General features: G+C 73.9%; 25 protein-coding genes and 1 pseudogene. 18 read left to right on the forward strand and 8 right to left on the reverse strand.

What is annotated here, in order from left to right; all coding sequences use genetic code 11:
* The first annotated feature begins 25 nt into the window (after positions 1-25).
* Positions 26-859: an EamA family transporter gene (locus tag ACYX4T_RS13330; RefSeq protein ID WP_476014971.1), complete on the forward strand. Its 834-nt coding sequence runs from the start codon at positions 26-28 to the stop codon at positions 857-859.
* Positions 860-866: 7 nt separating this feature from the next.
* Here the strand turns inward: ACYX4T_RS13330 and ACYX4T_RS13335 are convergent, their stop codons facing one another.
* Positions 867-1,865 carry a helix-turn-helix transcriptional regulator gene (locus tag ACYX4T_RS13335; RefSeq protein WP_476014972.1) on the reverse strand — a complete coding sequence of 333 codons (999 nt, stop codon included), beginning with the start codon at positions 1,863-1,865 and terminating at the stop codon, positions 867-869.
* 141 nt (positions 1,866-2,006) lie between these two features.
* On the opposite strand from ACYX4T_RS13335, the gene ACYX4T_RS13340 reads away from it, so the two are divergent.
* The 4 genes from ACYX4T_RS13340 to ACYX4T_RS13355 all read left to right on the forward strand — a co-directional run bounded on the left by ACYX4T_RS13340 (position 2,007) and on the right by ACYX4T_RS13355 (position 5,812).
* On the forward strand, positions 2,007-2,810 hold the full coding sequence (locus ACYX4T_RS13340) for an alpha/beta fold hydrolase (protein WP_476014973.1): 804 nt from the start codon (positions 2,007-2,009) through the stop codon (positions 2,808-2,810).
* Positions 2,807-3,964, forward strand: a complete 1,158-nt coding sequence (locus ACYX4T_RS13345; protein WP_476014974.1) for an LLM class flavin-dependent oxidoreductase — start codon at positions 2,807-2,809, stop codon at positions 3,962-3,964. The genes ACYX4T_RS13340 and ACYX4T_RS13345 overlap by 4 nt, the downstream gene beginning before the upstream one ends.
* A gap of 100 nt (positions 3,965-4,064) precedes the next feature.
* Complete coding sequence (locus ACYX4T_RS13350) at positions 4,065-5,357, forward strand: MSMEG_0569 family flavin-dependent oxidoreductase (RefSeq protein ID WP_476014975.1); 1,293 nt, start codon at positions 4,065-4,067, stop codon at positions 5,355-5,357.
* 38 nt (positions 5,358-5,395) lie between these two features.
* Positions 5,396-5,812, forward strand: a complete 417-nt coding sequence (locus ACYX4T_RS13355) for a glutaredoxin family protein (protein WP_476014976.1) — start codon at positions 5,396-5,398, stop codon at positions 5,810-5,812.
* 24 nt (positions 5,813-5,836) lie between these two features.
* Here ACYX4T_RS13355 and ACYX4T_RS13360 read toward each other — a convergent pair whose 3' ends face one another.
* Positions 5,837-7,072, reverse strand: coding sequence for a fatty acid desaturase family protein (locus ACYX4T_RS13360; protein WP_476014977.1), 1,236 nt, complete (start codon positions 7,070-7,072; stop codon positions 5,837-5,839).
* A gap of 88 nt (positions 7,073-7,160) precedes the next feature.
* Complete coding sequence (locus ACYX4T_RS13365; RefSeq protein ID WP_476014978.1) at positions 7,161-8,279, reverse strand: ferredoxin reductase; 1,119 nt, start codon at positions 8,277-8,279, stop codon at positions 7,161-7,163.
* A 167-nt stretch (positions 8,280-8,446) separates the two neighbouring features.
* On the opposite strand from ACYX4T_RS13365, the gene ACYX4T_RS13370 reads away from it, so the two are divergent.
* From ACYX4T_RS13370 to ACYX4T_RS13380, 3 genes are read left to right on the forward strand one after another with little or no spacing between them, the layout of a single operon-like run.
* Positions 8,447-9,235: a MerR family transcriptional regulator gene (locus tag ACYX4T_RS13370; RefSeq protein WP_476014979.1), complete on the forward strand. Its 789-nt coding sequence runs from the start codon at positions 8,447-8,449 to the stop codon at positions 9,233-9,235.
* 3 nt (positions 9,236-9,238) lie between these two features.
* Entirely contained in the window at positions 9,239-10,252 is a 1,014-nt protein-coding gene (locus ACYX4T_RS13375; RefSeq protein WP_476014980.1) for a sigma-70 family RNA polymerase sigma factor, read from the forward strand.
* A 23-nt stretch (positions 10,253-10,275) separates the two neighbouring features.
* On the forward strand, positions 10,276-11,118 hold the full coding sequence (locus ACYX4T_RS13380) for a class I SAM-dependent methyltransferase (RefSeq protein WP_476014981.1): 843 nt from the start codon (positions 10,276-10,278) through the stop codon (positions 11,116-11,118).
* 67 nt (positions 11,119-11,185) lie between these two features.
* On the opposite strand, the gene ACYX4T_RS13385 is transcribed toward ACYX4T_RS13380, so the two are convergent.
* Both ACYX4T_RS13385 and ACYX4T_RS13390 read right to left on the reverse strand, forming a co-directional pair.
* Positions 11,186-11,890: a mycothiol-dependent nitroreductase Rv2466c family protein gene (locus ACYX4T_RS13385; RefSeq protein WP_476014982.1), complete on the reverse strand. Its 705-nt coding sequence runs from the start codon at positions 11,888-11,890 to the stop codon at positions 11,186-11,188.
* Between the two features lie 22 nt (positions 11,891-11,912).
* A complete protein-coding gene (locus ACYX4T_RS13390; RefSeq protein WP_476014983.1) occupies positions 11,913-12,506 on the reverse strand; it encodes a dihydrofolate reductase family protein in 594 nt (197 codons plus the stop codon).
* 169 nt (positions 12,507-12,675) lie between these two features.
* Between ACYX4T_RS13390 and ACYX4T_RS13395 the strand changes: the two genes are divergently transcribed.
* The 10 genes from ACYX4T_RS13395 to ACYX4T_RS13440 all read left to right on the forward strand — a co-directional run bounded on the left by ACYX4T_RS13395 (position 12,676) and on the right by ACYX4T_RS13440 (position 22,968).
* Positions 12,676-13,887 carry a pyridoxal phosphate-dependent aminotransferase gene (locus tag ACYX4T_RS13395; RefSeq protein WP_476014984.1) on the forward strand — a complete coding sequence of 404 codons (1,212 nt, stop codon included), beginning with the start codon at positions 12,676-12,678 and terminating at the stop codon, positions 13,885-13,887.
* 68 nt (positions 13,888-13,955) lie between these two features.
* Positions 13,956-14,132 carry a hypothetical protein gene (locus ACYX4T_RS13400; RefSeq protein WP_476014985.1) on the forward strand — a complete coding sequence of 59 codons (177 nt, stop codon included), beginning with the start codon at positions 13,956-13,958 and terminating at the stop codon, positions 14,130-14,132.
* Positions 14,133-14,148: 16 nt separating this feature from the next.
* Positions 14,149-14,538, forward strand: a complete 390-nt coding sequence (locus ACYX4T_RS13405; RefSeq protein WP_476014986.1) for a VOC family protein — start codon at positions 14,149-14,151, stop codon at positions 14,536-14,538.
* Positions 14,539-14,679: 141 nt separating this feature from the next.
* Positions 14,680-15,342, forward strand: coding sequence for an HAD-IA family hydrolase (locus tag ACYX4T_RS13410; protein ID WP_476014987.1), 663 nt, complete (start codon positions 14,680-14,682; stop codon positions 15,340-15,342).
* Between the two features lie 64 nt (positions 15,343-15,406).
* Positions 15,407-16,621, forward strand: coding sequence for a sedoheptulose 7-phosphate cyclase (locus tag ACYX4T_RS13415; protein ID WP_476014988.1), 1,215 nt, complete (start codon positions 15,407-15,409; stop codon positions 16,619-16,621).
* Complete coding sequence (locus ACYX4T_RS13420) at positions 16,618-17,505, forward strand: O-methyltransferase (RefSeq protein WP_476014989.1); 888 nt, start codon at positions 16,618-16,620, stop codon at positions 17,503-17,505. Before ACYX4T_RS13415 ends, ACYX4T_RS13420 begins: the two co-directional genes overlap by 4 nt.
* Positions 17,451-18,239, forward strand: a complete 789-nt coding sequence (locus ACYX4T_RS13425) for a TauD/TfdA dioxygenase family protein (RefSeq protein ID WP_476014990.1) — start codon at positions 17,451-17,453, stop codon at positions 18,237-18,239. The genes ACYX4T_RS13420 and ACYX4T_RS13425 overlap by 55 nt, the downstream gene beginning before the upstream one ends.
* The gene (locus tag ACYX4T_RS13430; RefSeq protein ID WP_476014991.1) at positions 18,236-19,573 is read left to right on the forward strand and encodes an ATP-grasp domain-containing protein; all 1,338 of its coding nucleotides are present in this window, start codon (positions 18,236-18,238) and stop codon (positions 19,571-19,573) included. The genes ACYX4T_RS13425 and ACYX4T_RS13430 overlap by 4 nt, the downstream gene beginning before the upstream one ends.
* A 1-nt stretch (position 19,574) precedes the next feature.
* A complete protein-coding gene (locus ACYX4T_RS13435) occupies positions 19,575-20,609 on the forward strand; it encodes a D-alanine--D-alanine ligase family protein (RefSeq protein WP_476014992.1) in 1,035 nt (344 codons plus the stop codon).
* A gap of 133 nt (positions 20,610-20,742) precedes the next feature.
* Positions 20,743-22,968 (forward strand): S9 family peptidase, encoded by a 2,226-nt coding sequence (locus ACYX4T_RS13440; protein ID WP_476014993.1) that lies wholly within the window; start codon positions 20,743-20,745, stop codon positions 22,966-22,968.
* On the opposite strand, the gene ACYX4T_RS13445 is transcribed toward ACYX4T_RS13440, so the two are convergent.
* From ACYX4T_RS13445 to ACYX4T_RS13455, 3 genes and pseudogenes are all read right to left on the reverse strand, one after another.
* Positions 22,899-23,717: an ABC transporter permease gene (locus tag ACYX4T_RS13445; protein ID WP_476014994.1), complete on the reverse strand. Its 819-nt coding sequence runs from the start codon at positions 23,715-23,717 to the stop codon at positions 22,899-22,901. The genes ACYX4T_RS13440 and ACYX4T_RS13445 overlap by 70 nt on opposite strands.
* Entirely contained in the window at positions 23,714-24,658 is a 945-nt protein-coding gene (locus ACYX4T_RS13450; protein ID WP_476014995.1) for an ABC transporter permease, read from the reverse strand. The genes ACYX4T_RS13445 and ACYX4T_RS13450 overlap by 4 nt, the downstream gene beginning before the upstream one ends.
* Positions 24,659-25,207, reverse strand: a pseudogene (locus ACYX4T_RS13455) (ABC transporter substrate-binding protein); the annotation flags it as partial.
* Positions 25,208-25,222: the final 15 nt, after the last annotated feature.

Below are 25,222 nucleotides of genomic sequence, written 5' to 3' on the forward strand. Positions count from 1 at the left end.
GCAGCGACACCAGGGAGCCTCCTCGGTGACACCCGCGATCACGACCCTCACCCTGCTCGCCGCGTTCCTGCACGCGGCGTGGAACGCCGTCGCCCACGGCATCCCGGACCGCCTGGTCGGCTTCGCCCTCATCGGCACGACCTACGTCGTGGTCGGCGGCGGCGTCGCGCTGGCGCTGGGCCTGCCGCCGGCCGCGGCCTGGCCGGCGATCCTCGCCTCGGCGAGCATCCACGTCGTCTACGTGCTGCTGCTCTGGTGGAGCTACCAGCTCGGCGAGTTCAGCCAGGTCTACCCCGTCGCGCGCGGGACCGCGCCCTGGGTCGTCGCGCTGGTCGAGCTCGCGCGGAGCGAGGACGTGCCCACCCTGCAGCTCGTCGGGGTCGGCGTCATCTCGCTGGGCCTGCTCAGCCTCGCCCTCGACGGCGGGCGGATCTCCCGCACCTCGCTGCCCGCCCTCGGCGCCGCGCTGGCGACGGGGCTCGGCATCGCCGCCTACACCGTCGTGGACGCCACCGCCGTCAGCACCACCCCGGTGCCCGTCTACGCCGCGTGGATGTTCCTGCTGCAGGGGCCGGTGCTGCCGGTGATCGCCCTGGCACGCCGGGGACGACGGCTCCGCAGGCTCGATCGGAGCGTCCTCCTCGCCGGCCTCGGCGGCGGCCTGGTCTCGCTGGCCGCCTACGGGCTCGTGCTCGTCGCGCAGACCAGCGGGGCCACCGCCGCGGTCGCCGCCCTGCGCGAGACGAGCATCGTCGTCGGCGCGCTCCTCGGCACGGTGTTCCTCGGCGAGCGCTTCGGGCGCGGCCGCGTGGTCGCGGCCGCGGTGGTGACGGTCGGGATCGTGCTCGTCGACCTCTGAGGCGCCGTCAGCGACGCAGCGTCGCCGACGGCGCCTCGGAGAACCTCGCCCGGTACGCCGCCGCGAACCGCCCGAGGTGGGCGAACCCGTGCCGCATCGCGATCGCCGCGACCCCGTCGCCCGGCCCGGCGGCGAGCAGCTCCTCGCGCGCGGCCTCGAGGCGGCGCCCCCGCAGGTGGGCCATGGGGGTGGTGCCGAGCTCGCGGCGGAAGGCCGCGTGCAGCGCGCGCTCGCTGACGCCGGCGTGGGCCGCCAGGTCGGCGACGGTGAGCGTCCGGTCGTGGGCGGAGTCGACCAGCTCGAGCACCCGGCGCAGCACCCGCGGCGGCGCGGGCGGGGACCGGCGGAAGATCCGTTCCCGGTGGTTGTGCCGGGTCCCGAGCAGCAGCGCCGTCACGACGGCGTGCTCGACCTCGCCGGTCAGGACCGCCGGCGGCGGCCCGGGCGAGTGCGCGAGCAGGGCCCGCAGGCTCGCCACCGCCCCGACCACGGCGTGCCCAGGGCCGTCGACCTCGAGTCCCGGCTCGAACTCCAGCGGCGCGTCGGGGGCGTCCTCGACGAGGGTCCGCAGCCCGCGCTGGAGCCGGTCGCGCCCGATGGCGACCATGAACTGCTCGGTGCCCGGGCCCCAGCGCATGTCGACGCGCCCGGCGTAGTCGAGGACGACGCCGCGGCGGTGGTCGCCGGTGGTGGTCCGTCCCGCGGCCGCGAACGACACCGCCCCGCGCGGGACGAAGCTGACGGTCACCCAGGGGATCGGTGGCGTGCAGGTGACGGTGACGGGCGCGCGGTAGCGCGAGCGCAGCACACCGACCTCGCCGACCCGCCGCCACGACACCGCGGCGTCGAAGTCGTCGGCGTCGCCGTCGACGGTCATCGCGTGTCCGCAGCCGAGGAACTCCATGGTCCGCGAGCGGGCCAGCGACGGGTGCGGCGTGCGGATGTCGACGGTGTCCGCGTCGCCGAGGTCCGGACGCGCCAGGTCCTCGGTGAAGGCGAGCGACATCACTGTCCCCCCGGAGGAGAGGGATCCGCTGCAGGAACCGGCCGACGCCGGCGGTCAACGGATCGTGCGGGGTGCGGCGCGCTTCGTAGTGTCCGCAGTCACATCCTGACCCGAACCGGCGCGTCCTGACCAGGAGGGTCCATGACCGTCACCGACGCCGAGCCGGCCACGCCGGCGATCCGACGCAGGGACGCCGGCAGCGGCGAGATCGCGTACCGCCGCGCCGGGCAGGGCCACCCGGTGCTCCTCCTGCACTCCGCGGGCGGCGCGAACGAGTGGGGTCCGCTGCAGCTCGGGCTCGCCGCCGGCGGCGACCTCGTCGCCCCCGATCACCCCGGCTTCGGCCTCTCCGACGACCTGCCCGAGATCCACACCGTGGACGACCTCGTGTACCACTACCTCGACCTGCTCGACGGACTCGGCCTCGCGCAGGTCGACGTCGTGGGCATGTCGTTCGGCGGCTGGGTGGCCGCGGAGCTCGCGATGCACTCCCCCGAGCGCGTCCGCCGCCTCGTGCTCGGGGCCGCGGTCGGCCTGCGGATCCCCGAGGCGCCGGTGGCGGACCTCTTCCTCATGAACCCGCCGCAGCTGATGCGCGCGCTGTTCCACGACGAGGATCTGGTGTCGGCCGCCCTCTCGATCCCGCCCACCACCGACCAGATCCTCGCGACCTACCGCGACCTCGGCGCCCTGGCCCGCTTCGGCTGGCACCCGTTCCTCAACGACCCGAAGCTCGAACGACGCCTGCACCGGATCAGCGCGCCGACCCTCGTGCTCGCCGCGGGCGAGGACCGCCTGGTCCCCCGCGCGCACGCGCAGCGCTACGCCGAGCGCATCCCGGACGCCGAGCTGCAGGTCGTCGAGGACTGCGGGCACGCCCTGCACGGGGAGAGACCCGCCGAGGTCACCGCCGCCGTCGTGGAGTTCCTGGGGAGGTCGTCGTGAAGGTCAACTTCTTCCACCTGATGCCGTACCCGTACCTGCCCGACGACTTCGACGACGTCGAGAAGTACCCCTCGCCGTCGCTGACCTTCTCGAACTCCCACTTCGACCCGGCGATCGGCGTCGACCTCTACCACCGCTACCTCGACGAGCTCGAGTACGCGGAGACGGTGGGCTTCGACGGCATCGTCGTCAACGAGCACCACCAGTCGGCCTACGGGACGATGCCGTCGCCCAACATCATGGCCGCGGCGCTGGCCCGCCGGACGAGCCGGGCGACGATCATGGTGCTGGGCAACGCGATCCCGCTGCGCGGCAACCCGCTGCGGGTGGCCGAGGAGATCGCGATGCTCGACCACCTGACGAAGGGCCGGCTGCTCTCGGGCTTCGTGCGCGGGATCGGCTGGGAGCACTTCGGCCACAGCATCAACCCCGCCGACTCGCGGACGCGCTTCAACGAGGCCCACGACCTGATCAAGAAGGCGTGGACCGAGCCGGGCCCGTTCAGCTGGTACGGCGAGCACTACGAGTACCGCTACGTCAACATCTGGCCGCGCCCGCTGCAGCAGCCGCACCCGCCGATCGCGGTCCCCGGCGCCGGCAGCCCGGAGACGATGCGCTGGGTCGCCGAGAACCACTACACCTACGTCTCGGTCTACGCCCCGACGAAGGTCGTGAAGACGTGGTTCGACGGCTACCGCAGCGCCGCCGCCGACCTCGGCCACGTCCCGGAGCCCGAGAAGATCGGGATGGCGCTGCCGGTGTTCGTCGGCGAGGACGACGCGTCGGCCCACCGCGAGGCGCGCCCGTACGTCGAGTGGCTCTTCCACCGCGGCCTGCGCCAGGGCCTCGAGATCGTCTTCCCGCCCGGGTACATGACCCCGGCGGCCATGAAGGGCCTGCTCAAGGCGAACATGAAGGCGTTCCCCGAGCTGTCGTACGAGGAGCTCATCGACCTCGGCTACGTCGTCGTCGGCGGCCCCGAGCAGGTCCGCAACAAGCTCTGCGAGCTGCGCGACGAGCTCGGGTTCGGCCAGCTCATGGCGATGCTGACGATCGGCGCCATGCCGGCGGACATGGTCCAGCGCAACACGGAGATCTTCGCCCGCGAGGTGATCCCGGAGCTCCGGAGGGCGCCGGTGCCGGTCTCGTCCTGAGCCGTTACACGCGGCAACGAGCGCGCAGTCCGGAGGCAATCACCCCGCAATCGACCCCGCCGATCGTGAGGAGGACGGCGAGGCGACGCGGGGAGCGATCATGGAACTGTCGGGCGGGCACTGGCCGGTCGTCGTCGTGGGGGGCGGGCAGGCCGGGCTGTCGATGAGCCGGTGCCTGGGACGCCGCGGCATCGACCACCTCGTGCTCGAGCGCGCCGAGGTGGCGCACTCCTGGAAGACCTATCGCTGGGACACGTTCTGCCTGGTCACGCCCAACTGGCAGTGCCAGCTCCCCGACTTCCCTTATGCCGGCGACGACCCGCACGGCTTCATGGTCCGCCACGAGATCGTCGACTACCTCGAGGCGTACCGGGCGTTCGTCGACCCGCCGGTCGTCGAGGGCGTCGAGGTCACCCGCCTGGCCCGGGACGAGCGCGGCACGTACCGGGTCTCGACGAACGTCGGCGAGCTCTCCGCCGACCAGGTCGTCGTCGCCACCGGCGGCTACCACACGCCGATCACCCCGCCGCTGTCCCAGCCGCTCCCGGCCGGGATCACGCAGGTCCAGTCGCACCACTACCGGCGCGCCGCGCAGCTGCCGCCCGGCGAGGTGCTCGTTGTGGGCAGCGGCCAGTCCGGGGCGCAAATCGCGGAGGACCTGCACCTCGAGGACCGGCAGGTCCACCTCGTCGTCGGCGACGCGCCGCGGGTCGCGCGGTTCTACCGCGGCCGCGACGTCACCGACTGGCTCGCCGAGATGGGCTACTACGACATGCCCGTCACCGAGCACCCGCGGCGCGAGGCGGTCCGGGCCCAGGCCAACCACTACGTCACCGGCCGCGACGGCGGCCGCGACATCGACCTGCGCGCGCACGCCCGCGACGGCATGCGCCTCTACGGCCTGCTCACCGACCACCGCGACGGTGTGCTGCACTTCGACGCCGACCTCACCGCGCGCCTCGACCACGCCGACGAGGTCTCCGAGTCGATCAAGGACACGATCGACAAGTTCATCGCCGAGCAGCAGGTCGACGCGCCCGTCGAGGAGCGCTACACGCCGGTGTGGCGGCCGCGGACCGAGACGACCGAGCTGCGTCTGGCCGACACCGGCATCACCTCGGTGGTGTGGTGCATCGGCTTCCGCCAGGACTTCCGCTGGGTCGACGTGCCGGTCTTCACCGGTCGCGGCGCGCCCGCCCACGCCCGCGGCGTGACGAGCTCGCCGGGCCTGTACTTCCTCGGCCTGCCCTGGCTGTGGACCTGGGGCTCGGGCCGTTTCTCCGGCGTCGGGCGCGACGCCGAGTACCTCGCCGAGCGCATCCGCTCGCAGCGCGGCCTCACCGGCACCGGCCCGCGCGGGGACGTCTGCAACGTCCTCGCGCTGGGGTCCTGAGACCTCGGCCCGATCGGACCGACCGATACCGTGCCCTCATGGGCACAACGTTGCGCCGATGGGCCGCGCCCGCCGCCCTCGCGGTGGCCGCCGTCGTGACGGCCGTCGTCCGTGTCACCGACGACGGCCTCGCGATCGGGCTGGTCTGGGCCGTCCCGCTGCTCCTCGTCGCAGTCCTGATCTCACCAGCGCCGTACCCGCAGACGCGCCCCCCGGAGGCCGGGGAGACGACGATCTACTGGAAGCCCGGCTGCAGCTGGTGCGTGCTGCTGCGTCTCGGCCTGATCGGCGTCGCGGGCCGGGCCCGCTGGGTCGACGTCTCCACCGACCCCGACGCCGCCGCCGTCGTCCGGCGCACGAACGACGGGAACGTCACGACGCCGACGGTCGTCGCCCCCTCGGGAGTGTGGACCAACCCCTCCCCCGGTCTGGTCCGCGGCCTGCTCGGGCACTGAGCCCGAGCGGGCGCGCCAGTGGCCTCAGGCCGACGGCGAGCCGCTGGGGTCCGGGTGCCCCGGGGTGTTGGCCGGGGCCGGCGGGGTCTGGGCGGCCTGCGGCGTCTGGTCGCCGGTCGACGGCACGGCGCCGCGGTAGCGCGGGAGCCCGAGCGACTGGCGCTTCTCCGACGCCTCGCGCATCTTCTTCGCGGGTAGCGACAGCCGCCAGATGGAGCGCGTGGCCTGCCAGAACTGCTTCGGGAACGAGCCCGTGGTGTAGGGCAGGTCGTACTTCTCGCACAGCGCGCGGACGCGCTCCTGGATCGCCGGGTACCGGTTGGACGGCAGGTCGGGGTACAGGTGGTGCTCGATCTGGTAGCCGAGGCTGCCGGACATGACGTGCATCAGCCGGTTGCCGGTGAAGTTGGCCGAGCCGAGCAGCTGGCGCAGGTACCACTCCCCCTGCGTCTCGTTCTCGAGCTCCTCCTCGGTGAACACCTCGGCGCCGTCGGGGAAGTGCCCGCAGAAGATGATCGCGTAGGACCAGATGTTGCGGATGAGGTTGGCCGTGAGGTTGGCCGTGGCCGTCGGGCGGAAGTTCTTGCCCGTCAGCGCCGGGAAGAGGATGTAGTCCTTGCCGATCTGGCGGGCCTGCTTGACCAGGATCGCCTGGAACTTCTTCTTGAACTCCTCCGGGTCCTCGAGCTGCCACTTGACGAGGCCGTCGATGTCGAGGTCGTGGAGCGAGACGCCGTACTCGAACGCCAGCATCAGCATCGCGTTCACGACGGGCTGGGTCAGGTAGTACGGGTGCCACGGCTGGTCGGAGCGGACGCGGAGGATCTCGTACCCGACGTCCTTGTCCTTGCCGATCACGTTCGTGTACGTGTGGTGCAGGTAGTTGTGGGAGTGCTTCCACTGGTCCGCGGGGCAGACGTTGTCCCACTCCCACGTCGCCGAGTGGACCTCCGGATCGTTCATCCAGTCCCACTGGCCGTGCATGACGTTGTGGCCGATCTCCATGTTCTCGAGGATCTTGGCCACGGCCAGCGTCAGCGCACCGGCCCACCACAGCTCGCGACGGTGGCTGCCGAACAGCATCGCCCGGGAGGCCACGTTCAGGCGGCGCTGGAGGGTGATGAGTCGCCGGATGTAGGCGGCGTCCTGTTCGCCGAGCTTCTCCTCGAAGTCGGCGCGGATCTGGTCGAACTCGCGTCCGAGCGCCTCCACGTCCGCCTCAGTGAGGTGGGCGAACTCCTTGACGTCGGCGATGGCCATGTCTCGGTTCCTCTCCGAAGGGGACTGGTGACCGTGCTGGCGTTGACTGCGGGGGACGGGGACCGGACGTCAGGACTAGACGCCGGGGCTAGACGTCGAGGACGACGTCGCCGGCGGCGGCACCGACGCAGGTCTGGACCTTCACCGCGTCCCAGTCGGCGCCGCCGGACCCGTCGGCCCGGTGCTCGGTGCCGTCACGCAGGTCGCGGACGACGCCCTGGCGCAGCGGGACGACGCAGGTGTGGCAGATGCCCATGCGGCACCCGAACGGGAGCTGGAGGCCGGCCTGCTCACCGGCCTCGAGCAGCGTGGTGGCGCCGTCGATCTCGATGTCCTTGCCGGACTGGCTGAAGGTCACCGTGCCGCCCTCGGTCTCGCCGCCGGCGAGGTCGACCGAGAAGCGCTCGAGGTGCAGCGCCTCGTCGAGCCCGGCCTCGGACCACACGCGCTCGGCCTCGTCGAGCAGGGCGTTCGGGCCGCACACCCAGGCCTGGCGCTCCTGCCAGTCGGGGCAGAGGTCGGCGAGGTTCTTGAGGTCGAGGTGGCCGTCGGCGCGCGTGTACTGCTTGTGCAGGCGCAGGTTCTCGTGCTTCTCGGCGAGCCGGTCGAGCTCGTCGGAGAAGATCAGGCTGTCCTCGTCCGGCGCCGAGTGCGCGACGAGGACGTCGGGCATCGTGCCGCGGCGATCGAGGGTGCGCAGCATCGCGATGATCGGCGTGACGCCGCTTCCGCCGGTGAGGAACAGGATCTTCTTCGGCGGCGGGTCGGGGAGGACGAACTCGCCCTTCGGCGGGGCGAGACGCACGATGGTGCCGGGCTCGAGACCCTCCACCAGGTGCTTCGAGAGGAAGCCCTCGGGCATCGCCTTGACCGTGACCGAGAGATGGCCCTGGTCCTTCTTCGGCGGCGAGGTCAGCGAGTAGGACCGCCAGTGGAAGCGCCCCTCGACCTGGACCGCGATGCCCACGTACTGGCCGGCCTGGTGCTGGAACGACCAGCCCCAGCCGGGCTTGATGACGAGGGTGACCGCGTCCTCGGTCTCGGGCACCACCTTGACGACCTTCCCGCGCAGCTCGCGGGCCGACCACAAGGGGTTGATCAGGGACAGGTAGTCGTCGGGGAGCAGCGGGGTGGTGAACCGGGAGGCCACCTTGCGCAGACGGCGCACACCGCCGGGGAGTCGGCCGGGGGTCTGGCCTTCGGTCACGTCGCTCACCTCCACCACGCTACACGGTACCTCTGGTACCCGGAACCGGCCGTCACAGTTACCGGTGCGTTGCCCCGGGATGTCCCGTGACCCGCGTCATGAAACACGATCACGTGTCATATGTCGCCCCGAGGTGTCACGAAGGGCGATCAGTAGCGTGGAGGGCGGTGGACACGGGCGACGAGGGACGGTCGACGCAGGACATGACCGTCGACGTGCTCGCCCGACGGGCGGGCATGACGATCCGGAACGTCCGCGCGCACGCCGCCCGCGGTCTGCTCCCGGCCCCGCGCCTCCAGGGTCGCACCGGCTACTACGGCCCGGAGCACCTCGCCCGCCTCGAGCTCATCACCCAGCTCCAGGAGCAGGGCTTCTCGCTGTCGGCGATCGAGCGGCTCGTCACGGCGACCCCGCGCCAGTCCGCCGAGGAGGCGCTCTCCCAGTACCTGCACATGCTCGCGCCCTGGGCTCCCGAGCCCGCGCTGGAGATGGCGGCCACCGAGCTGCCCGGCTGGCTCGGTGTCGAGGTCGGGGACGACACGTGGCGGGCGCTCGTCGACGCCGGGCTGATCGTCGAGCTCGGCGACGGGCGCGCCCGCATCCCCAACCCCGGGCTGGTCCGCGCCGGCGCGGAGGCGGTGCGCCTCGGGATGCCCGCCACCGACCTCATCGTCATGCGCGAGGAGCTGACCACCCACGTCGGCGCCGTGACCGCACGGTTCGTCGACCTGTTCCGGCGCACGGTGTGGGCCGAGTACGTCGGCGAGGGGCTGCCCGCCGACCGCGCCCAGCAGGTCCGCGACGTCGTCGGCGCCCTGCAGCCGGTCGCGGCGCAGGCGCTGCTCGCGACGTTCCGGGAGTCGATGCCCGCCGCGATCTCGCTCTTCCTCGACGAGGCCTCGGACGACTTCGAGCGGGGACGGGATCCCGAGAGGCCCGCTGCGGCAGACTCCTAGGGCGTGAGCGAGACCACGGTCCGGGACGTCGACGGCGATCTCGCGCTGGCCCGGGACGGGGACGACGCCGCCTTCGGCCGGCTGGTCGCGCCGCTGCGGCGCGAGCTGCACGCGCACTGCTACCGCATCCTCGGGTCGGCCCACGACGCCGACGACGCCCTGCAGGACGCGCTGGTCAAGGCGTGGCGCGGGCTCGGCGGCTTCCAGGGGCGCAGCTCGCTGCGCACGTGGCTGTACACCGTCGCCACGCGCGTGTGCCTCGACCTCGTCGACGCGCGCGGCCGCCGGGCGCTGCCGATGGACCTCGGGCCGGCGAGCGAGCGGACGGTGACGGGCGACGTCCCGGTCACCGAGGTCGCGTGGCTCGGCCCGTACCCCGACGAGCCGGGCGCGCGGGTCGAGGAGCGCGAGGCCGTGGAGCTCGCGTTCGTCGCCGCCCTGCAGCACCTGCCGGGCAACCAGCGGGCGGCGCTGGTGCTGTTCGAGGTGCTCGGGTTCTCGGCCGCGGAGATCGCCGCGACGATGGACACCTCGACGGCGTCGGTGAACTCGGCGCTGCAGCGGGCCCGCAAGCTGATCGCCGAGAAGGTCCCGGACCTCACCCAGCAGCGGACGCTGCGCGAGGTCGACGACGCCCGGCTGCGCGACGTCGTCACCGGCTACTCGACCGCGCTCCAGCGGGGCGACGCCGCGGCGCTCGTCGCGCTGCTCACCGAGGACGTCACGTGGTCGATGCCGCCGATGGCGCAGTGGTACGCGGGCCTCGGTCCGGTGGCGGCCTTCGCCCGCGCCGTCCCGCTCGGTGGCTGCGGGTCGTGGCGCCATCTCGAGGTCACGGCGAACGGGCAGGTCGCGCTGGCGTCCTACCTCCGTCCTCCCGATGCGCCCGCCGACGAGCCGCACCGCCCGTGGTCGATCGACGTCCTCACCCTGCGCGGCGACCGGATCGCCGCGGTCACCTCCTTCATCGGCGCCGAGCACCACGCGCGGTTCGGGCTGCCGGCGGAACTGGCGTGAGGGGCCGGCGTGAGGAGGCTGCCGTGAACGAGGTCGCCGCGGGCAACGCGGCCATGCGGGACGCCTGGGACGGCGACACCGGGGCGTTCTGGGCCGAGCACGCCGACCGCTTCGACGCCGCCGTCGCCGCGCACCGCGGACCGTTCCTGGAGGCGGCGGGCGTGGTGCGCGGCGAGTCGGTGCTCGACGTCGGGTGCGGCGCGGGGCAGACGACGCTCGACCTCGCCCCGCGCGCGGCGCCCGCGACCGTCACGGGCATCGACCTGTCCACCCGCCTGCTCGCCATCGCGGCCCGGCGGGCCGCCGCGGCCGGGCTCGTCAACGCCGTCTTCGAGCAGGGCGACGCGCAGGTGCACCCGTTCCCGCCCGGCGGCACCGACGTGGTGGTCAGCCGGCACGGGACGATGTTCTTCGCCGACAAGCCCGCCGCGTTCGCCAACCTCGCCCGCGCGCTGCGTCCCGGGGGACGCATGGTGCTGCTGACCTGGCAGGGCCTCGAGCAGCAGGAGTGGATCCGCTCCTTCCTGACGATCCTCGCGGCCGGGCGCGACGTCGCGTTCCCGCCGCCGCAGGGGCCGAGCCCGCTCTCGCTCGGCGACCCCGACGGGGTGCGCGCGCTGCTCGAGGGTGCCGGCCTCGTCGACGTGGAGCTGGAGGGGCACCGGGCGCCGATGACGTTCGGCGACGACCCCGACCACGCGCTCGGCTACGTGGCGGGCCAGCAGGCGGGGCTGCTCGCCGACCTCTCCCCCGCCGCCCGCGAGGACGCGATCGCCGCCCTGCGCGACGACCTCGCCGCGCACCACGACGAGCACGGCGTGCGGTACGACTCTGCCACCTGGATCGTGCGGGCCCGGCGGCCCTGAGCCCGCCTCACAGCACGTCGAGGAGCGGAGCCGGCAGGCGGGGCGAGGGCCCCGACGACCCGGCGCGTCAGCGGACCGTCGTCCCGGTGCGGGCGAGCTTCCGCGACAGCGGCGTGTCCGGGAACGAGCGCAGGGTGCGCTTGAGCTCGGCGAAGCCGCCCCACTGCGCCAGCGTCGCCACCGCGTCCCACAGGCGCAGGGCGTCGTCACCCCGCGGCGGGGCGTCGATGACGGGCCCGAACAGGGCCGGGCCGTCCGGCGGGCTGAACGACAGGATCGGGGTGCCCACCCCGCCACCGCAGCGCTGCGCGGCCTCCTCGGTCTCGGCGCGCAGGTCGTCGTCGCGGGCGGTGTCGTCGGCGGCGTCGGCGAGGTCGGTGGGCAGGCCGACCCGTTCCAGCGCGGGGCGCAGGTCGCGCCGGCGGGCCATCTCGTGCATGACGGCGTGGAAGTCGTCGCCCTCGGGCGGGTCGGCATCCCACACGAGGCCGCCGAGCGCGGTGTAGAGGTCGCCCACCACCCCCGGCCCGTGCGCCTCCCGAGCGGCGTGGACCACGCGCAGCATCTCCAGGCCGCGGACGTGGCTGTCGGGGTAGTCGGGCGAGGCCTTCCTCCGCTCCTCATAGCTGATCTCCTCGTTGAGGATCGCCAGCGACACCGGGCGCCACGTCACCTCCAGCGGGCGCTGCCGCGCGACCTCCACGACCCACCGCGACGTCACCCAGCAGAACGGGCAGATCGGGTCGAAGAAGAACTCGAGTCGATCGCTCATGGGTGTCGGCTACCCGGTGGGTTCAGCGCCGCACGCGGTAGCGGAGGTGCGTGACCCGGCGACCGGGCACGACCAGGTACGGGTCCTCGAGCACGGTCTCCGGGGCGTCCTCGCCGAAGAACCGCTTGCCCCGTCCGAGCACCACGGGCGCCAGGTCGATCTCCACCTCGTCGACCAGCCCGGCGGCCAGCGCCTGACCGCCGACGTCGCCCGCGGTCACCGAGACGTCGCCGTCGCCGGCCCGCTCCTTCGCGATGGCCACGGCGGCCTCGACGCCCTCGGTGACGAAGGTGAAGGGCGCGGTGCCGTAGTGGGCCCAGTCGGTCGGCACGGAGTGGGTGAGGACGACGACGTGCTCGCCCGCGGGTGGTCGTCCCTCCCAGCCTCCGGTGTGGTCGAAGAGGTGGCGCCCGATGACGCCCGACCGGATGCGGCCCCACTGCTCGCGCACCCAGTCCGCGCTCGCCTTCCCCGTGCGGAACGGGCGCTGCTCGTCCCCGGCGTGCACGTCGACGTCGCCGGCCGAGAACCAGTCGAAGATCGGGCCCACCGAGTCGTCGGGACGGGCGATGAACCCGTCGAGCGACATCGTCGCCACCAGCACCACCGCCATCACGGCCTCCCCCGCCTGTGTCGTTCGTGGTCGGGACGCGACGGTATCGCCGAAGGACTCTTTATTCAACCCAAGAGTTGAACAACCGGGTGCCCGCTCCGCGCGTCCTCGTTTGGTAGACCGTGAGCACGGCCCCGCGCCGTGCGGAGTCGACCTGCGAGAGGTAGTGCCAGTGGAGTTCCGGCAGTCGAACAAGCTCCGCGACGTCTGTTACGAGATCCGCGGCCCGGTGGTCGAGCAGGCGAACCTGCTGGAGGAGGCGGGCCACAGCGTCCTGCGCCTCAACACCGGCAACCCCGCGCTCTTCGACTTCGAGGCGCCCGAGGAGATCGTCCAGGACATGATCCGGATGCTCCCGCAGGCGCACGGCTACACCGACTCGCGCGGCGTGCTGCCGGCGCGCCGGGCCGTCGCGCAGCGCTACCAGGCGCGCGGGCTGGAGGTGGACGTCGACGACGTGTTCCTCGGCAACGGCGTCTCGGAGCTGATCTCCATGGCCGTGCAGGCGCTGGTCGAGGACGGCGACGAGGTGCTCGTGCCCGCGCCCGACTACCCGCTGTGGACCGCCGTGGCCACGCTGGCGGGCGGGCGCGCCGTGCACTACGTGTGCGACGAGCAGGCCGACTGGATGCCCGACCTCGCCGACGTCGAGGCGAAGATCAGCGACCGCACCAAGGCGCTGGTCATCATCAACCCGAACAACCCGACCGGGGCGGTGTACTCGAAGGAGGTCCTCGAGGGCCTGCTCGACCTCGCCCGCCGCCGCGGCCTCATGGTGATGGCCGACGAGATCTACGACCAGGTCCTCTACGACGACGCCGTGCACCACGACGTCGCGTCGCTCGCGCCGGACCTCGTCGTCCTGACGTTCTCCGGGCTGTCGAAGACCCACCGCGTCGCCGGCTTCCGCTCGGGCTGGCTCGTCGTCACCGGCCCGCGCCAGCACGCGCGCGACTACCTCGAGGGCCTGGCGATGCTGGCCTCGATGCGCCTGTGCGCGAACACCCCCGCGCAGTACGCGATCCAGGCCGCGCTCGGCGGGCGCCAGAGCATCGGCGAGCTCACGGCGCCGGGCGGCCGGCTGCGCGAGCAGCGCGACCGGGCGTACGAGAAGCTCAACGCGATCCCGGGCGTGAGCTGCGTGAAGCCGCGCGGGGCGCTCTACGCCTTCCCGCGCCTCGACCCGGACGTCTACCCGATCAAGGACGACGAGCAGTTCGTGCTCGACCTCCTGCGCGAGGAGAAGATCCAGGTCGTGCAGGGCACGGGGTTCAACTGGCCCACGCCCGACCACTTCCGCATCCTCACCCTCCCCCACGCCGCGACCCTCGACGACGCGATCACCCGCATCGGCGGGTTCCTGGAGACCTACCGGCAGGACTGACCGGTGCGGAGGTGTTGTCTGCGAGTATCGGGTACCGTCGGTACCGAGTACCGACGGTAGGAGGAACCATGCTGGGAGACATCGCCGGGACCGCGCCGCTGCGCGAGGCCCTGGAGACCACGAACACGCTCCTCGAGCAGGTGCTGGAGGAGCTCAGGCGCGTCAACGCCGACGGCCTCGTCACCGTGGCCCAGGAGCTGCGCGCGATCCAGGACGCGCTGCCGAGTACCGAGAAGGCCGCCTGACCTCCACGATGAGCGCATGACCGCCACCGTCACCGGCTTCCACCACGTCAAGCTGCCGGTGTCGGACCTGGCGCGCAGCCGCGCCTGGTACGAGCGGGTCCTCGGCCTCGAGGTCGCGCTCGAGTTCACCGACGACGACGGCGTGGTCCGGGGCGTGGCGCTGCGCCTGCCCGCCGGCGGGGACGCGGGCATCGCCCTGCGGGAGGACCCCGCGCGCGCCGCCGCGCTCGCGGGGTTCGACCCGCTGGCGCTGCTCGTCCCCGAGCGCGCGCAGGTCGAGCAGTGGCGGGCGCGGATGGACGAGCTCGGCGAGCGCCACGGCGACGTCGCGACCGGTGCGCACGGCGGGAGGATCCTGCCCGTGTTCGACCCCGACGGGCTGGAGATCCGCCTCTACGCCGACTGAATCGGACGGCCGGGTGCCGGTGCCGGCCCGGGCGGAGGCGCAGGTCACCGAGCGGCGCGGGGAGGAGCGTTTCGGTTCACCCACCCCGGGGACCCGCTTCGCGGCGCGACACCCGCGCCCGCCTGAGGAAGGGACACCCCGGTGAGGGCACTCCTGTTCGGCTCCATCAGCAGCGTCGCCGACACCTCCGAGATCCAGCGTGCGGCCTTCAACCGGGCCTTCACCGAGCACGGTCTCGACTGGCACTGGGACCGCGACGACTACCGGTCCCGCCTCGACCGCGCCGGCGGGCAGGCCCGCATCGCCGAGGAGGCCGAGCGCCGGGGCGAGGACGTCGACGCGGCCGCCGTGCACGCGACCAAGTCCCAGCGCTTCCGCGACGAGCTCCGCGCCCACGGGGTCGACCCGCGGGCCGGCGTCCTGGACACGCTGCGCGCCGCGAAGAGCAACGGCTGGAAGGTCGGCTTCGTCACGACGACCTCCTTCGACAACGTCCAGGCGGTCATCGAGGCCCTGGGGCCGGGCGTGGGCGCGGGCGACTTCGACGTCATCGTGACCTCCGACCACGTCGACGAGCCCAAGCCCGACCCGGCCGCCTACGCCTTCGCCCTCGACGCTCTCGGCGTGGACGCCGGCGACGCGGTGGCGATCGAGGACAACCCCGACGGCGTGCGCGCCGCCGCGGCCGCGGGCGTCACCGTCGTCGCGTTCCCCAACGAGAACACCGCCGGCTCCGCGTTCCCCGACGCCACCCGCCGCGTCGACCGGCTGGCCGCCGGCGAGGTCGCCGAGCTCGCCGCCTGATCCCCCGTCCGCCCCGCAGCACCCGAGAGCCCGTGACACACCACGGACGGGAGACCACGCGCCCATGACCGCCCAGCCGGTGACAGCCCAGCCCACCCTCACGGCCACCGAGACCGCCTTCCACGTCGAGGGCTACCAGAAGATCGACTACTCGCTCGTCCTCACCGACGGCGTCTTCTCCCCGCCGAACACCGGCCTCGCCGACGCCTACCGGCCCTACGGGCGCTGCCTCGCCGTGGTCGACGCGACCGTCGCCGAGCTCCACGGCGACGCGATGCGGGCCTACTTCGACCACCACGGGATCGCGCTGACCGTCTTCCCCATCGCCATCGACGAGGGACAGAAGACGATGCGCACCGCCGAGCGGATCGTCGACGGGTTCGGCGAGTTCGGCCTGGTGCGCACCGAGCCCGTGCTCGTCGTCGGCGGTGGCCTGGTCACCGACGTCGCGGGCTTCGCCTGCTCGATCTTCCGCCGCGCGACGAACTACATCCGCGTCCCGACCACGCTGATCGGGCTGGTCGACGCGAGCGTCGCCATCAAGGTCGCCGTCAACCACGGCAGGGCCAAGAACCGCCTCGGCGCGTTCCACGCCTCCCAGCAGGTGTTCCTCGACTTCTCGTTCCTCGCGACCCTGCCCACCGAGCAGGTGCGCAACGGGATGGCCGAGCTCATCAAGATCGCGGTCGTCGGCGACGAGGGCATCTTCGAGCTGCTCGAGAAGTACGGCGAGGAGCTCCTGGAGACGCGGTTCGGGCACCTCGAGGGGTCGCCGGAGCTGCGCGACGTCACCCGCCGGCTGACCTACGACGCCATCGAGACGATGCTGCGCCTCGAGGTGCCCAACCTCCAGGAGCTCGACCTCGACCGCGTCATCGCCTTCGGGCACACGTGGAGCCCGACGCTCGAGCTCGCCGGCGACGAGCCGTTCTTCCACGGACACGCAATCAGCATCGACATGGCCCTGTCGACGACGCTCGCGGCGCGCCGCGGCTACATCACCGCGTCCGACCGCGACCGCGTCCTCGGGCTGATGAGCAGGCTCGGGCTCTCCCTCGACAGCCCGCTGCTCACCGCGGAGCTGCTGCGCCGCGCCACCGACGCGATCCTCCAGACCCGCGACGGGCTGCTGCGCGCGGCGACGCCCCGTCCCATCGGGACGTGCCACTTCGTCAACGACCTCGGCGCCGCGGAGCTCGAGGAGGCCCTGGCCGCGCACCGGGAGCTGTGCGCAGGGCTCCCGCGTGCGGGGGCCGGGCTCGACACCTTCCGGCGATGAGCGCGCCACCGGACGGGGTGGCGGGCGCGCGGCCGGTGACCCCGGTCGGCATCCTCGCTGCCCTGCTCGACCGGGTCGCCGACGGGCTCGGGCCGGACGTGCCCGCGGCGGTGCGCGACGACCTGCGCCGCGCCCGGGAGCTCGCCGGTGGCCTCGACCCGTACCTCGAGCGCTGCACCACGCCCGAGTCCGACGCGCTGGCCCGGCTGGCCGCCGCGACCCGTGCCCACGACTGGGCCGGCCGCGACCCCGATGCGGTCTTCCTCGAGCAGGAGATGCTCTCCGGGCACGTCGAGGGCCAGGCGCTGAAGATGCTGGTGGCCGCCACCCGCGCCCGCCGGGTGCTGGAGATCGGGCTGTTCACCGGCTACTCGGCGCTCGCCATGGCCGAGGCCCTGCCCGACGACGGGCGCCTCGTCGCCTGCGAGCTCGACCCCGGGGTCGCCGAGCTCGCCCGCCGGTCGTTCGCCGGCTCCACCGCGGGGCGGCGCATCACCGTCGAGGTCGGGCCCGCGGCGGACACCCTCGCCGCACTGGCCGCGGCCGGCGAGGAGTTCGACCTCGTGTTCGTCGACGCCGACAAGGGCGGGTACGCACACTACGTGGCCACCCTGCTCGACACCGACCTGCTGGCACCGCACGGTCTGGTCTGCGTGGACAACACCCTGCTGCAGGGCGAGCCGTGGCGCTCCGACGAGCCCAGCGCCAACGGTGCCGCCGTCGCCGCCTTCAACGCCGAGGTGGCCGCCGACCCGCGGGTGGAGCAGGTCGTCCTGCCGCTGCGCGACGGCCTGACCCTGATCCGTCGCGTCCGAGAGGGGACCCCGGAGTGCACATCACCGAACAGCGACCCGTCGGGGTCGAGGTCCGCGGCCTCGACCTGAGCGACGCCGCCACCCTCGACGACGAGCAGGTCACCGAGCTGCGCCGCCTGCTGGGCGAGCACGGCGTCCTGGTGCTGCCGGGCCAGGACGCGCTCGACGACGACGGCTTCGCGGCGTTCCTGCGCCGCTTCGGCGACCTCACCTTCACCGTCGGCGAGACGCCGGTGCCCGGCCGCGAGCACCTCGAGGACCTCAACGTCGTCTCCAACGTCGGTCGCACGACGCCGCCGCGCAGCGTCTTCCACGTCGACACCAGCTACGTCGCCCGGCCGCCGCAGTACACCGCCCTGCGCGCGGTGACGATCCCGGCGTCGGGGGGCGAGACGCTGTTCACCAACCAGTACCGCGCCTACGACACGTTGCCGAGCGACGTGCGGATGCACCTCGCGGGCCGCACGATCACCCACGTCGTCAGCGGCCTGCGCCCCGAGGACGCCGGGCCCGAGACCAGCGCCGAGCACCCCGTCTTCCGCCGGCACCCGGTCTCCGGCCGGACCGCGCTCTACCTCTCCACCCCCGAGCGCTGCGTCGCGATGAGCGGGATGGACCGCGGGGCCGCGCGGCAGACGATCGGGTACCTCTACGAGCACTCGACCGCCGAGGTCAACACCTTCCGCCACGCGTGGACGCCGGGCGACGTCGTCGTCTGGGACAACGGGTGCGTCCTGCACCGCGCCGACCACGGCGACGTCACGGGTGACCGGGTGATGCACCGCGGCATGGTCGCGGCGTGACCACCGGGCGCCTGCGGCGCGTCGTCCGGCACGCCCCGCGGACGCTGGGCGCGCTGACGCTGCTGACCGTGCCGCTGCCGGTGACGCTGGCTGTGACGGCGGCCGCGCTGGTGCGCTCCGTCCTGCACCCGCCCCACCGCACCACGGCCGCGGCACCGCGGACCGTGCTGGTCAGCGGCGGGAAGATGACCAAGGCGCTGGCCCTCGCGCGGGCGTTCCACGCCGCCGGGCACCGCGTGGTCATGGTCGAGTCGGCGCGCTACCGCTTCACCGGGCACCGCTTCTCCCGGGCCGTCGACGCCTTCCACGTCGTCCCGGCCCCGGGCGCGCCCGGGTACACCGAGGCGCTGCGCGACGTCGTCGTCGCCGAGGGCGTCGACGTGTGGGTGCCGGTGTGCAGCCCGGCCGCCAGCCGGCACGACGCGCTGGCCAAGCCGGTGATCGGCGAGTTCTGCGAGGTGCTCCACCCGGACCCGCAGGTGCTGCGCACGCTCGACGACAAGGACCGCTTCGCGCGGGCCGCGCAGGAGCTGGGCCTGCCGGTGCCCGACACCCGCCGCGTCACCGACCCCGCGCAGGTCGAGGCGTTCGACTTCGACGCGGAACCCGGACCGTGGATCCTCAAGAGCGTCCCCTACGACCCCGTCGCCCGCCTCGACCTCACGACGCTGCCGCGGCCCACCGCGGCCCGGACCGCCGAGCTGGCGCGGAGCAAGCCGATGTCCGACGAGGCCCCGTGGATCCTCCAGGAGTTCACCCCGGGGCGGGAGTACTGCACGCACAGCACGGTCCGCGAGGGCCGCGTGCAGGTGTGGGCGTGCTGCGAGTCGTCGGCGTTCCAGCTCAACTACGCGATGGTCGACAAGCCGGCGATCGAGGAGTGGGTCCGCCGCTTCGTCGGCGCCCTCGGGGTGACCGGCCAGGTGTCGTTCGACTTCATCGAGACCGCCGACGGCCGCCTCGTCGCCCTCGAGTGCAACCCGCGCACCCACTCGGCGATCACGATGTTCCACCGGGACGCGCGGGCCCTGGCCCGGGCGTACCTCACCGACGTCGACGGCCCGCCGCTGACGCCGAGTCCCGACAGCCGCCCGACCTACTGGCTCTACCACGAGCTGTGGCGGATGCTCTCCCGACCGTCGACGATCCCGGAGCGCCTCGCCGTCCTGCGCGCCGGCACCGACGCCGTGTTCTCCCTCGACGACCCCCTGCCGTTCCTGCTGCTGCACCACCTGCAGATCCCGTCGCTGCTGCTGGGGAACCTCGTCGCGGGCCGGCCCTGGATCCGCGTCGACGTGAACATCGGCAAGCTCGTCGAGCCGGCCGGGGACTGACGTGCCCCTCCGCGTCCTGCACCTGGCCGGTTCCGCCGTCAGCGACTTCCACGCCGACCTGTCCCTGACCTACGCCCGCGGCTGCCTCGCCGCCACCGCCGATCCCGTCCGCTACGAGCCCGTCCCCGCCTACGTCTCGCCCGACGGGCGGTGGCGCTTCCCCGCCACGCTGGACGCCGACGCGATCGCCGCCGCGCCGGCGCTCGCCCCCGGGGACGCGCTGCACCACCTCGGGCAGCTGCGCCCCGACGTCGTGCTCCCGCAGATGTTCTGCCGGCCCGGGATGACGTCCTACCGCTCGCTGTTCGAGGTCCTGGGCGTGCCGCTGGTCGGCAACACCGGCGAGGTCATGGCGATCGGGGCGAGCAAGGCGGCCGCGAAGGCGATGGTCGCCGCGGCGGGGGTCGCCGTGCCCGCCGGCGAGGTGCTGCAGCGCGGGGAGCGCCCTACGGTGGCACCACCGGTGGTCGTCAAGCCCGAGGACGCCGACAACTCGCTCGGCGTCACCCTGGTGCGCCACGCCGACGAGTACGACGCCGCGCTCGAGGCCGCATCGGCGCACGCCGACCGCGTGCTCGTCGAGGAGTTCGTGCCCCTGGGGCGGGAGGTGCGCTGCGGTCTCGTCGAACGGGACGGCGAGCTCGTCGGGCTGCCGCTCGAGGAGTACCGCCTCGACGCCGACGTCCGCCCGATCCGGGGGTACGCCGACAAGCTCGCCCCCGCGGAGGGTGGCGGCCTGCGCCTCGTGGCCAAGGACGACCCGGACGTCGTGCTCGTCGACCCCGAGGACCCGCTGACGGCCCGCGTGCACGACGTCGCCCGGCGCGCCCACGTCGCGCTCGGCTGTCGCGACCACTCGCTGTTCGACCTGCGCGTCGACCCGACCGGCCGGCCGGTGTTCCTCGAGGCCAGCCTGTACTGCTCGTTCTCGCCGCAGAGCGTGCTCGCCGTCATGGCGCGCGCCGGCGGCATCGGGCTCGACGAGCTGCTGGCGATCGGGATCACCGAGGCGATGCGGCGGGTGCCCAGGGTCTGAGGGCACTCCGCGTCCCGAGCACTTCGAGCGGGCCCGAGTCGATCGCCGTGCTCAGCTCGTTGTGAGGGTGGCGCGCCGCATTCCTGCTGTCCGGGCTTGACCATGCCGCGACGGCACGGTGTCCACTCGGGGCATGGCCGGCCCCGTCTCCCGCACCCCCACGCTCGCGGCAGCCGAGTACGCCCGCGCCGAGCAGATGCTCGCGCCCTACCGCGCCCGCCGCGTGCCCACCGTGACGCCGCAGTGGCTCGGCGACGGCGAGCGCTTCTGGTACGTCGCCGCCGGGCGCCACGTGCTGGTCGACCCGGGCAAGGGCGAGGGCACGGCGCTGTTCGACCACGACCGGGTCGCCGCCGCGCTCTCGCGGGAGACGGGCCGGGCGGTCGAGGCCGACGCGCTACCGGTCGTGGCGGTCGAGGTCGACGACTCGGGCGTCCGGTTCAGCGCACTCGGCCAGCGGTACCGGTGGGCCGACGGCGCGCTGACCAGCATCGACGGGACCCCGCCGCTGCCGAACGAGACCGCCTCGCCCGACGGGCGTCGGGTCGCGTTCGGGCGCGACGGGAACGTCTGGGTCCGCTCCCGCGACGACGGCGAGGAGTTCGCGCTCACCGACGACGCCGAGCCCGGCCTCGCCTACGGCGCCGCGAACGCCCCGATGAGCCTCACCGTGCTGCTGCGCTCGTTCGGCACGGACCCGTTCGTCTACCTGACCTGGTCGCCGGACTCGACCCGGCTGCTGGTCCACCGGCTCGACGAGCGCGGACTCCCCGAGCAGGTGCTCGTCGAGTCGGTGCCGCCCGGCGGCGGGCGCCCGGTCGAGCACCGCCTCGCCTACCCGATGCCCGACGACGAGGCGCACCCGACGATGACGTGGCACGTCCTCGACGTCGCGGCCCGCACGAAGATCGACGGGCAGGACGACCCCGAGCCCGCCGTGCACGGCACGGCGTTCGTGTACGCGTGGTGGTCGGCCGACGGGGACGCCGTGCACTACCTGCGGCAGTCCCGCGATGCGAGGACCCTGCACCTGCGCCGCCTCGACCCCGCGACCGGGGCGACGACGACGCTGATCACCGAGACCGGCACGACCCGCGTCGACGCCACCCCGCAGCTCGGCGAGCCGACGATGACGCACGTGCTCGGCACCGGGGAGATCCTCTGGTGGTCCCAGCGCGACGGGTGGGGCCACCTGTGGCTCTACCCCCCGGACGGCGGGGACGCCGTGCAGGTGACGTCGGGCCCGTGGCCGGTGCGCGCCGTGCTGCGGGTCGACGAGGAGCGCCGGCTGGTGTGGTTCCTCGCGGGCGGGCACGGTTCCGACGGGGACCCCTACGTCCGCCGGATCGCCCGGATCGGCCTCGACGGCACTGGCTTCGCGCTGCTCACCGACGACGACCTCGACCACGACGCCGTGGCCCCACCCGGTGGCGGCTACCTCGTCGACCGTGCCTCCTCCCCCGCCGTGCCGCCGCAGGTCAGGGTGCTCGACGAGGACGGCGAGGTGCTGGTCGAGCTCGAGGCGCCCGGGACCGACGCGCTGCGCGCCGACGGCTGGAGCCCGCCCGAGCGGTTCCGCGCCACCGCCGCCGACGGCCGCACGCCGATCTTCGGCCTGCTCTGGCGCCCGCACGGCCTGGACCCGCAGCAGCGCTATCCGGTGATCGACCACGTCTACCCCGGCCCGCAGAACCACCGCGCGCTGCCGGCCTTCGACTCCCCCCACCAGGGCGAGCCGGAGGCGCTGGCGGCGCTCGGCTTCGCGGTCGTCGCGATCGACGGCCGGGGCACGGCCGGGCGGAGCAAGGCCTTCCACGACCACTCCTACGGCGACCTCGGCAACGCCGGCGCGCTCGACGACCACGTCGCGGCGATCCGGGAGCTCGGACGGCGCCACCCGTGGCTCGACACGGACCGCGTCGGAATCACCGGCCACTCGGCGGGCGGGTTCGCCGCGGCGCGCGGCATGCTCGCCCACCCCGATCTCTACCGGGTCGGGGTCGCGGTGGCCGGCAACCACGACGACACCTACGGCCTGCAGATGTGGGCCGAGCACTACCACGGTGACGCCGACCGCGCCGCCCTGTCGACGCCCGCGCTGGCCGCGAACCTGGCGGGCAGGCTGCTGCTGATCCACGGCGAGCTGGACGAGACGGTGCTCGTGACGCAGACCCACCGCCTCGTCGACGCCCTGATCACCGCGGACAAGGACGTCGACATGCTCATCGTCCCGGGCGGCGACCACTCGATCTTCCACCGCCGCCACTACGTGTTCCGCCGGACCTGGGACTACTTCGTCCGCCACCTCCACGGCCAGGAGCCGCCGGCGTACCGGCTCGCGCCGCTGCCGCTGGGCTGATCCCGCGCGACCCACCCGAGGGCGAGCGTGCTCGCGACCAGCGCCGCGGCCGGCGCCACCACCAGCCAGGGCGCGACGAACACGTAGGTGCGCCCCTCGGCGAGCATCGCTCCCCACTCCGGCGTCGGCGGCTGGACGCCGAGCCCGAGGAAGGACAGCCCGGCGAGGGTGAGCACCGTGCCGGCGAACCGCGCCGCGACCGACGCGAGCAGGGGCGAGGAGATCGCGGGCAGCACGTGGTGGCGCAGCACCCGTCCCGGTCCGGCGCCGAGCGCGGTGGCCGCCAGCACCCAGCCCTCCTCGCGCACGGCGACCGTCAGGCGGTGGGCCTGGCGGGCGAACGGCGCCCAGCCGGTCACCACGATCGCGAGCAGCGCCGGGGTGAGCCCGGACCCCAGCACGGCGGCGACCACGAGGCCGACGAGCAGGGCCGGCAGCGCCACGAGGACGTCGACCAGCGACTGCGTCCCCCGCGCCAGCGGGTGCCGCGGCCACCAGCCGCTCGCCAGCCCGCCCGCGGTGCCGACCGCCACGGCGACGGCGAGCGCGAGCAGCCCGAGACCCAGCGAGTACCGCATCCCGCCGAGGACGCGGGCGAGCACGTCCCGGCCGAGCTGGTCGGTGCCCAGGAGGTGCGCGGACGAGGGCGGGGCGAGACGGTTCGCGAAGTCGACGGCCTCCGCGGGCCACTCGATCACCGCGACGACGGTCAGGAGCACGGCGACGCCGGCGAGGAGCGCGCGTCTCACGGGCGCAGCCGCGGGTCGGTGGCCATCTGAGCGAGTTCGGTGGCGAGGGCGGCGAGCAGCGCGACGGCGACGACGAGCACGAGCCCGGCCTGGATCACCGGCAGGTCGCGGTCGCCGACGGCCTCCGCGAGCAGCCGGCCGAGGCCGGGCACGGCGAACACCACCTCGACGACCACGGCACCGCCGAGCGTCCCGCCGAGGAACGGGCCCGCGCCCGCGACGACCGACGTCAGGGCGCGCGGCACCACGTGCACCAGCAGGGTCCGGCGCGGCGACAGCCCTTTCGCGCTTGCGGTCCGCACCGACGGGTGCCCGAGCACCTCGGCGGTCTCGACCCGCACGAGCCGCGCCGCCAGCGCCGCGGGCCACACGGCGAGGGTGAGCACGGGCAGGACCGCCTCCTGCGGGCTGCCCCACCCCAGGGCCGGGAGCCACCCGGCCCCGACGGCGACGACGAGGACGAGCACCGGGCCCAGCACGAACTCCGGCACCGCGAGGGCCACCGCGCCGCCCCACCGGGTGGCCCGGTCGGCGGCGCCGTCGGGGCGCCCCGCGGCGAGCGCGCCGAGGGGGACGCCGACCGCGAGCGCGATCGCGAGCGCCGGCGCGGCGAGCGCCAGCGAGACCCCGGCCGCCTCCAGGACCTCCGGCCCGACCGGCGAGCGGGTGGTGAACGACGCCCCGAGGTCGCCGCGCACCGCCCCGCCCAGCCAGTCGAGGTACTGCGTCACCACGGGCCGGTCGAGCCCGAGCTCGCGGGTCAGCCGCTCCTCGGTCGCCGGGTCCGGCGTCGACGAGGCGCTGCGGGCGCGGATCACCGACCGCGTCACCTCGCCGCCGAGCAGCCGCGGCAGCGCGAACACCGCGACCGACGTGACGAGCAGGACCGGCGGGATCCACGCCAGCCGGCGGAGGGCGGCACCGATCACGGGGTCGAGCACTCAGTCCACGGGCGCCAACGTGGGCAGCACCGGACGCAGGTCGAGCGGGTCCGGGGTGAAGCCGGTGACGCCCCGCTCGGCGGCGGTGTTCTGCGGGTGCACGAGCGGGACGTTGACCGTGTCCGCGGTCAGGGTGGCCGCGGCCTGCCGGAACACGTCGGCGCGCTGCGCCGGGTCCGGCACCGCACCGAGGCCGGCGACCGTGGCGTCGAACGCCGGGTTGCAGTAGCGGTCGATGTTGTACGACCCGTCGCAGGTGTAGTCCGAGTCCAGCACGCCCGCCGGGTCCGGGAAGTCGGAGAGGTAGCTGCGGGAGTTGATGAACATGTCGAAGCGGCCGGCGAGCAGTTCCGGCTCCTGGGCGGCGTAGTCGCCGACGGTGATGTCGACGGCGATCCCGGCCGGCTGCAGCTGGGCGGCGATCGCCGACGCGAGCACCGGGAGCTCGGGACGGTTCGGGAAGGTCCACAGCCGCACGCGCAGCGGGTTCTGCGGGCCGTAGCCGGCCTCGGCGAGCAGCGCCTGCGCGGCGGCCGCGTCACCCGGCGCCGGGGGCGTCGTCGC

Source organism: Actinomycetospora sp. ABD4_176, from assembly GCF_056311855.1.

What these genes read in the sequence shown, in the direction of transcription:
- ACYX4T_RS13335 (WP_476014972.1), bottom strand. Translation starts at nt 1,865, where the DNA reads ATGTCGCTCGCCTTCACCGAGGACCTGGCGCGTCCGGACCTCGGCGAC.
- ACYX4T_RS13340 (WP_476014973.1), top strand. Translation starts at nt 2,007, where the DNA reads ATGACCGTCACCGACGCCGAGCCGGCCACGCCGGCGATCCGACGCAGG.
- ACYX4T_RS13350 (WP_476014975.1), top strand. Translation starts at nt 4,065, where the DNA reads ATGGAACTGTCGGGCGGGCACTGGCCGGTCGTCGTCGTGGGGGGCGGG.
- ACYX4T_RS13355 (WP_476014976.1), top strand. Translation starts at nt 5,396, where the DNA reads ATGGGCACAACGTTGCGCCGATGGGCCGCGCCCGCCGCCCTCGCGGTG.
- ACYX4T_RS13360 (WP_476014977.1), bottom strand. Translation starts at nt 7,072, where the DNA reads ATGGCCATCGCCGACGTCAAGGAGTTCGCCCACCTCACTGAGGCGGAC.
- ACYX4T_RS13385 (WP_476014982.1), bottom strand. Translation starts at nt 11,890, where the DNA reads ATGAGCGATCGACTCGAGTTCTTCTTCGACCCGATCTGCCCGTTCTGC.
- ACYX4T_RS13400 (WP_476014985.1), top strand. Translation starts at nt 13,956, where the DNA reads ATGCTGGGAGACATCGCCGGGACCGCGCCGCTGCGCGAGGCCCTGGAG.
- ACYX4T_RS13405 (WP_476014986.1), top strand. Translation starts at nt 14,149, where the DNA reads ATGACCGCCACCGTCACCGGCTTCCACCACGTCAAGCTGCCGGTGTCG.
- ACYX4T_RS13415 (WP_476014988.1), top strand. Translation starts at nt 15,407, where the DNA reads ATGACCGCCCAGCCGGTGACAGCCCAGCCCACCCTCACGGCCACCGAG.
- ACYX4T_RS13420 (WP_476014989.1), top strand. Translation starts at nt 16,618, where the DNA reads ATGAGCGCGCCACCGGACGGGGTGGCGGGCGCGCGGCCGGTGACCCCG.
- ACYX4T_RS13440 (WP_476014993.1), top strand. Translation starts at nt 20,743, where the DNA reads ATGGCCGGCCCCGTCTCCCGCACCCCCACGCTCGCGGCAGCCGAGTAC.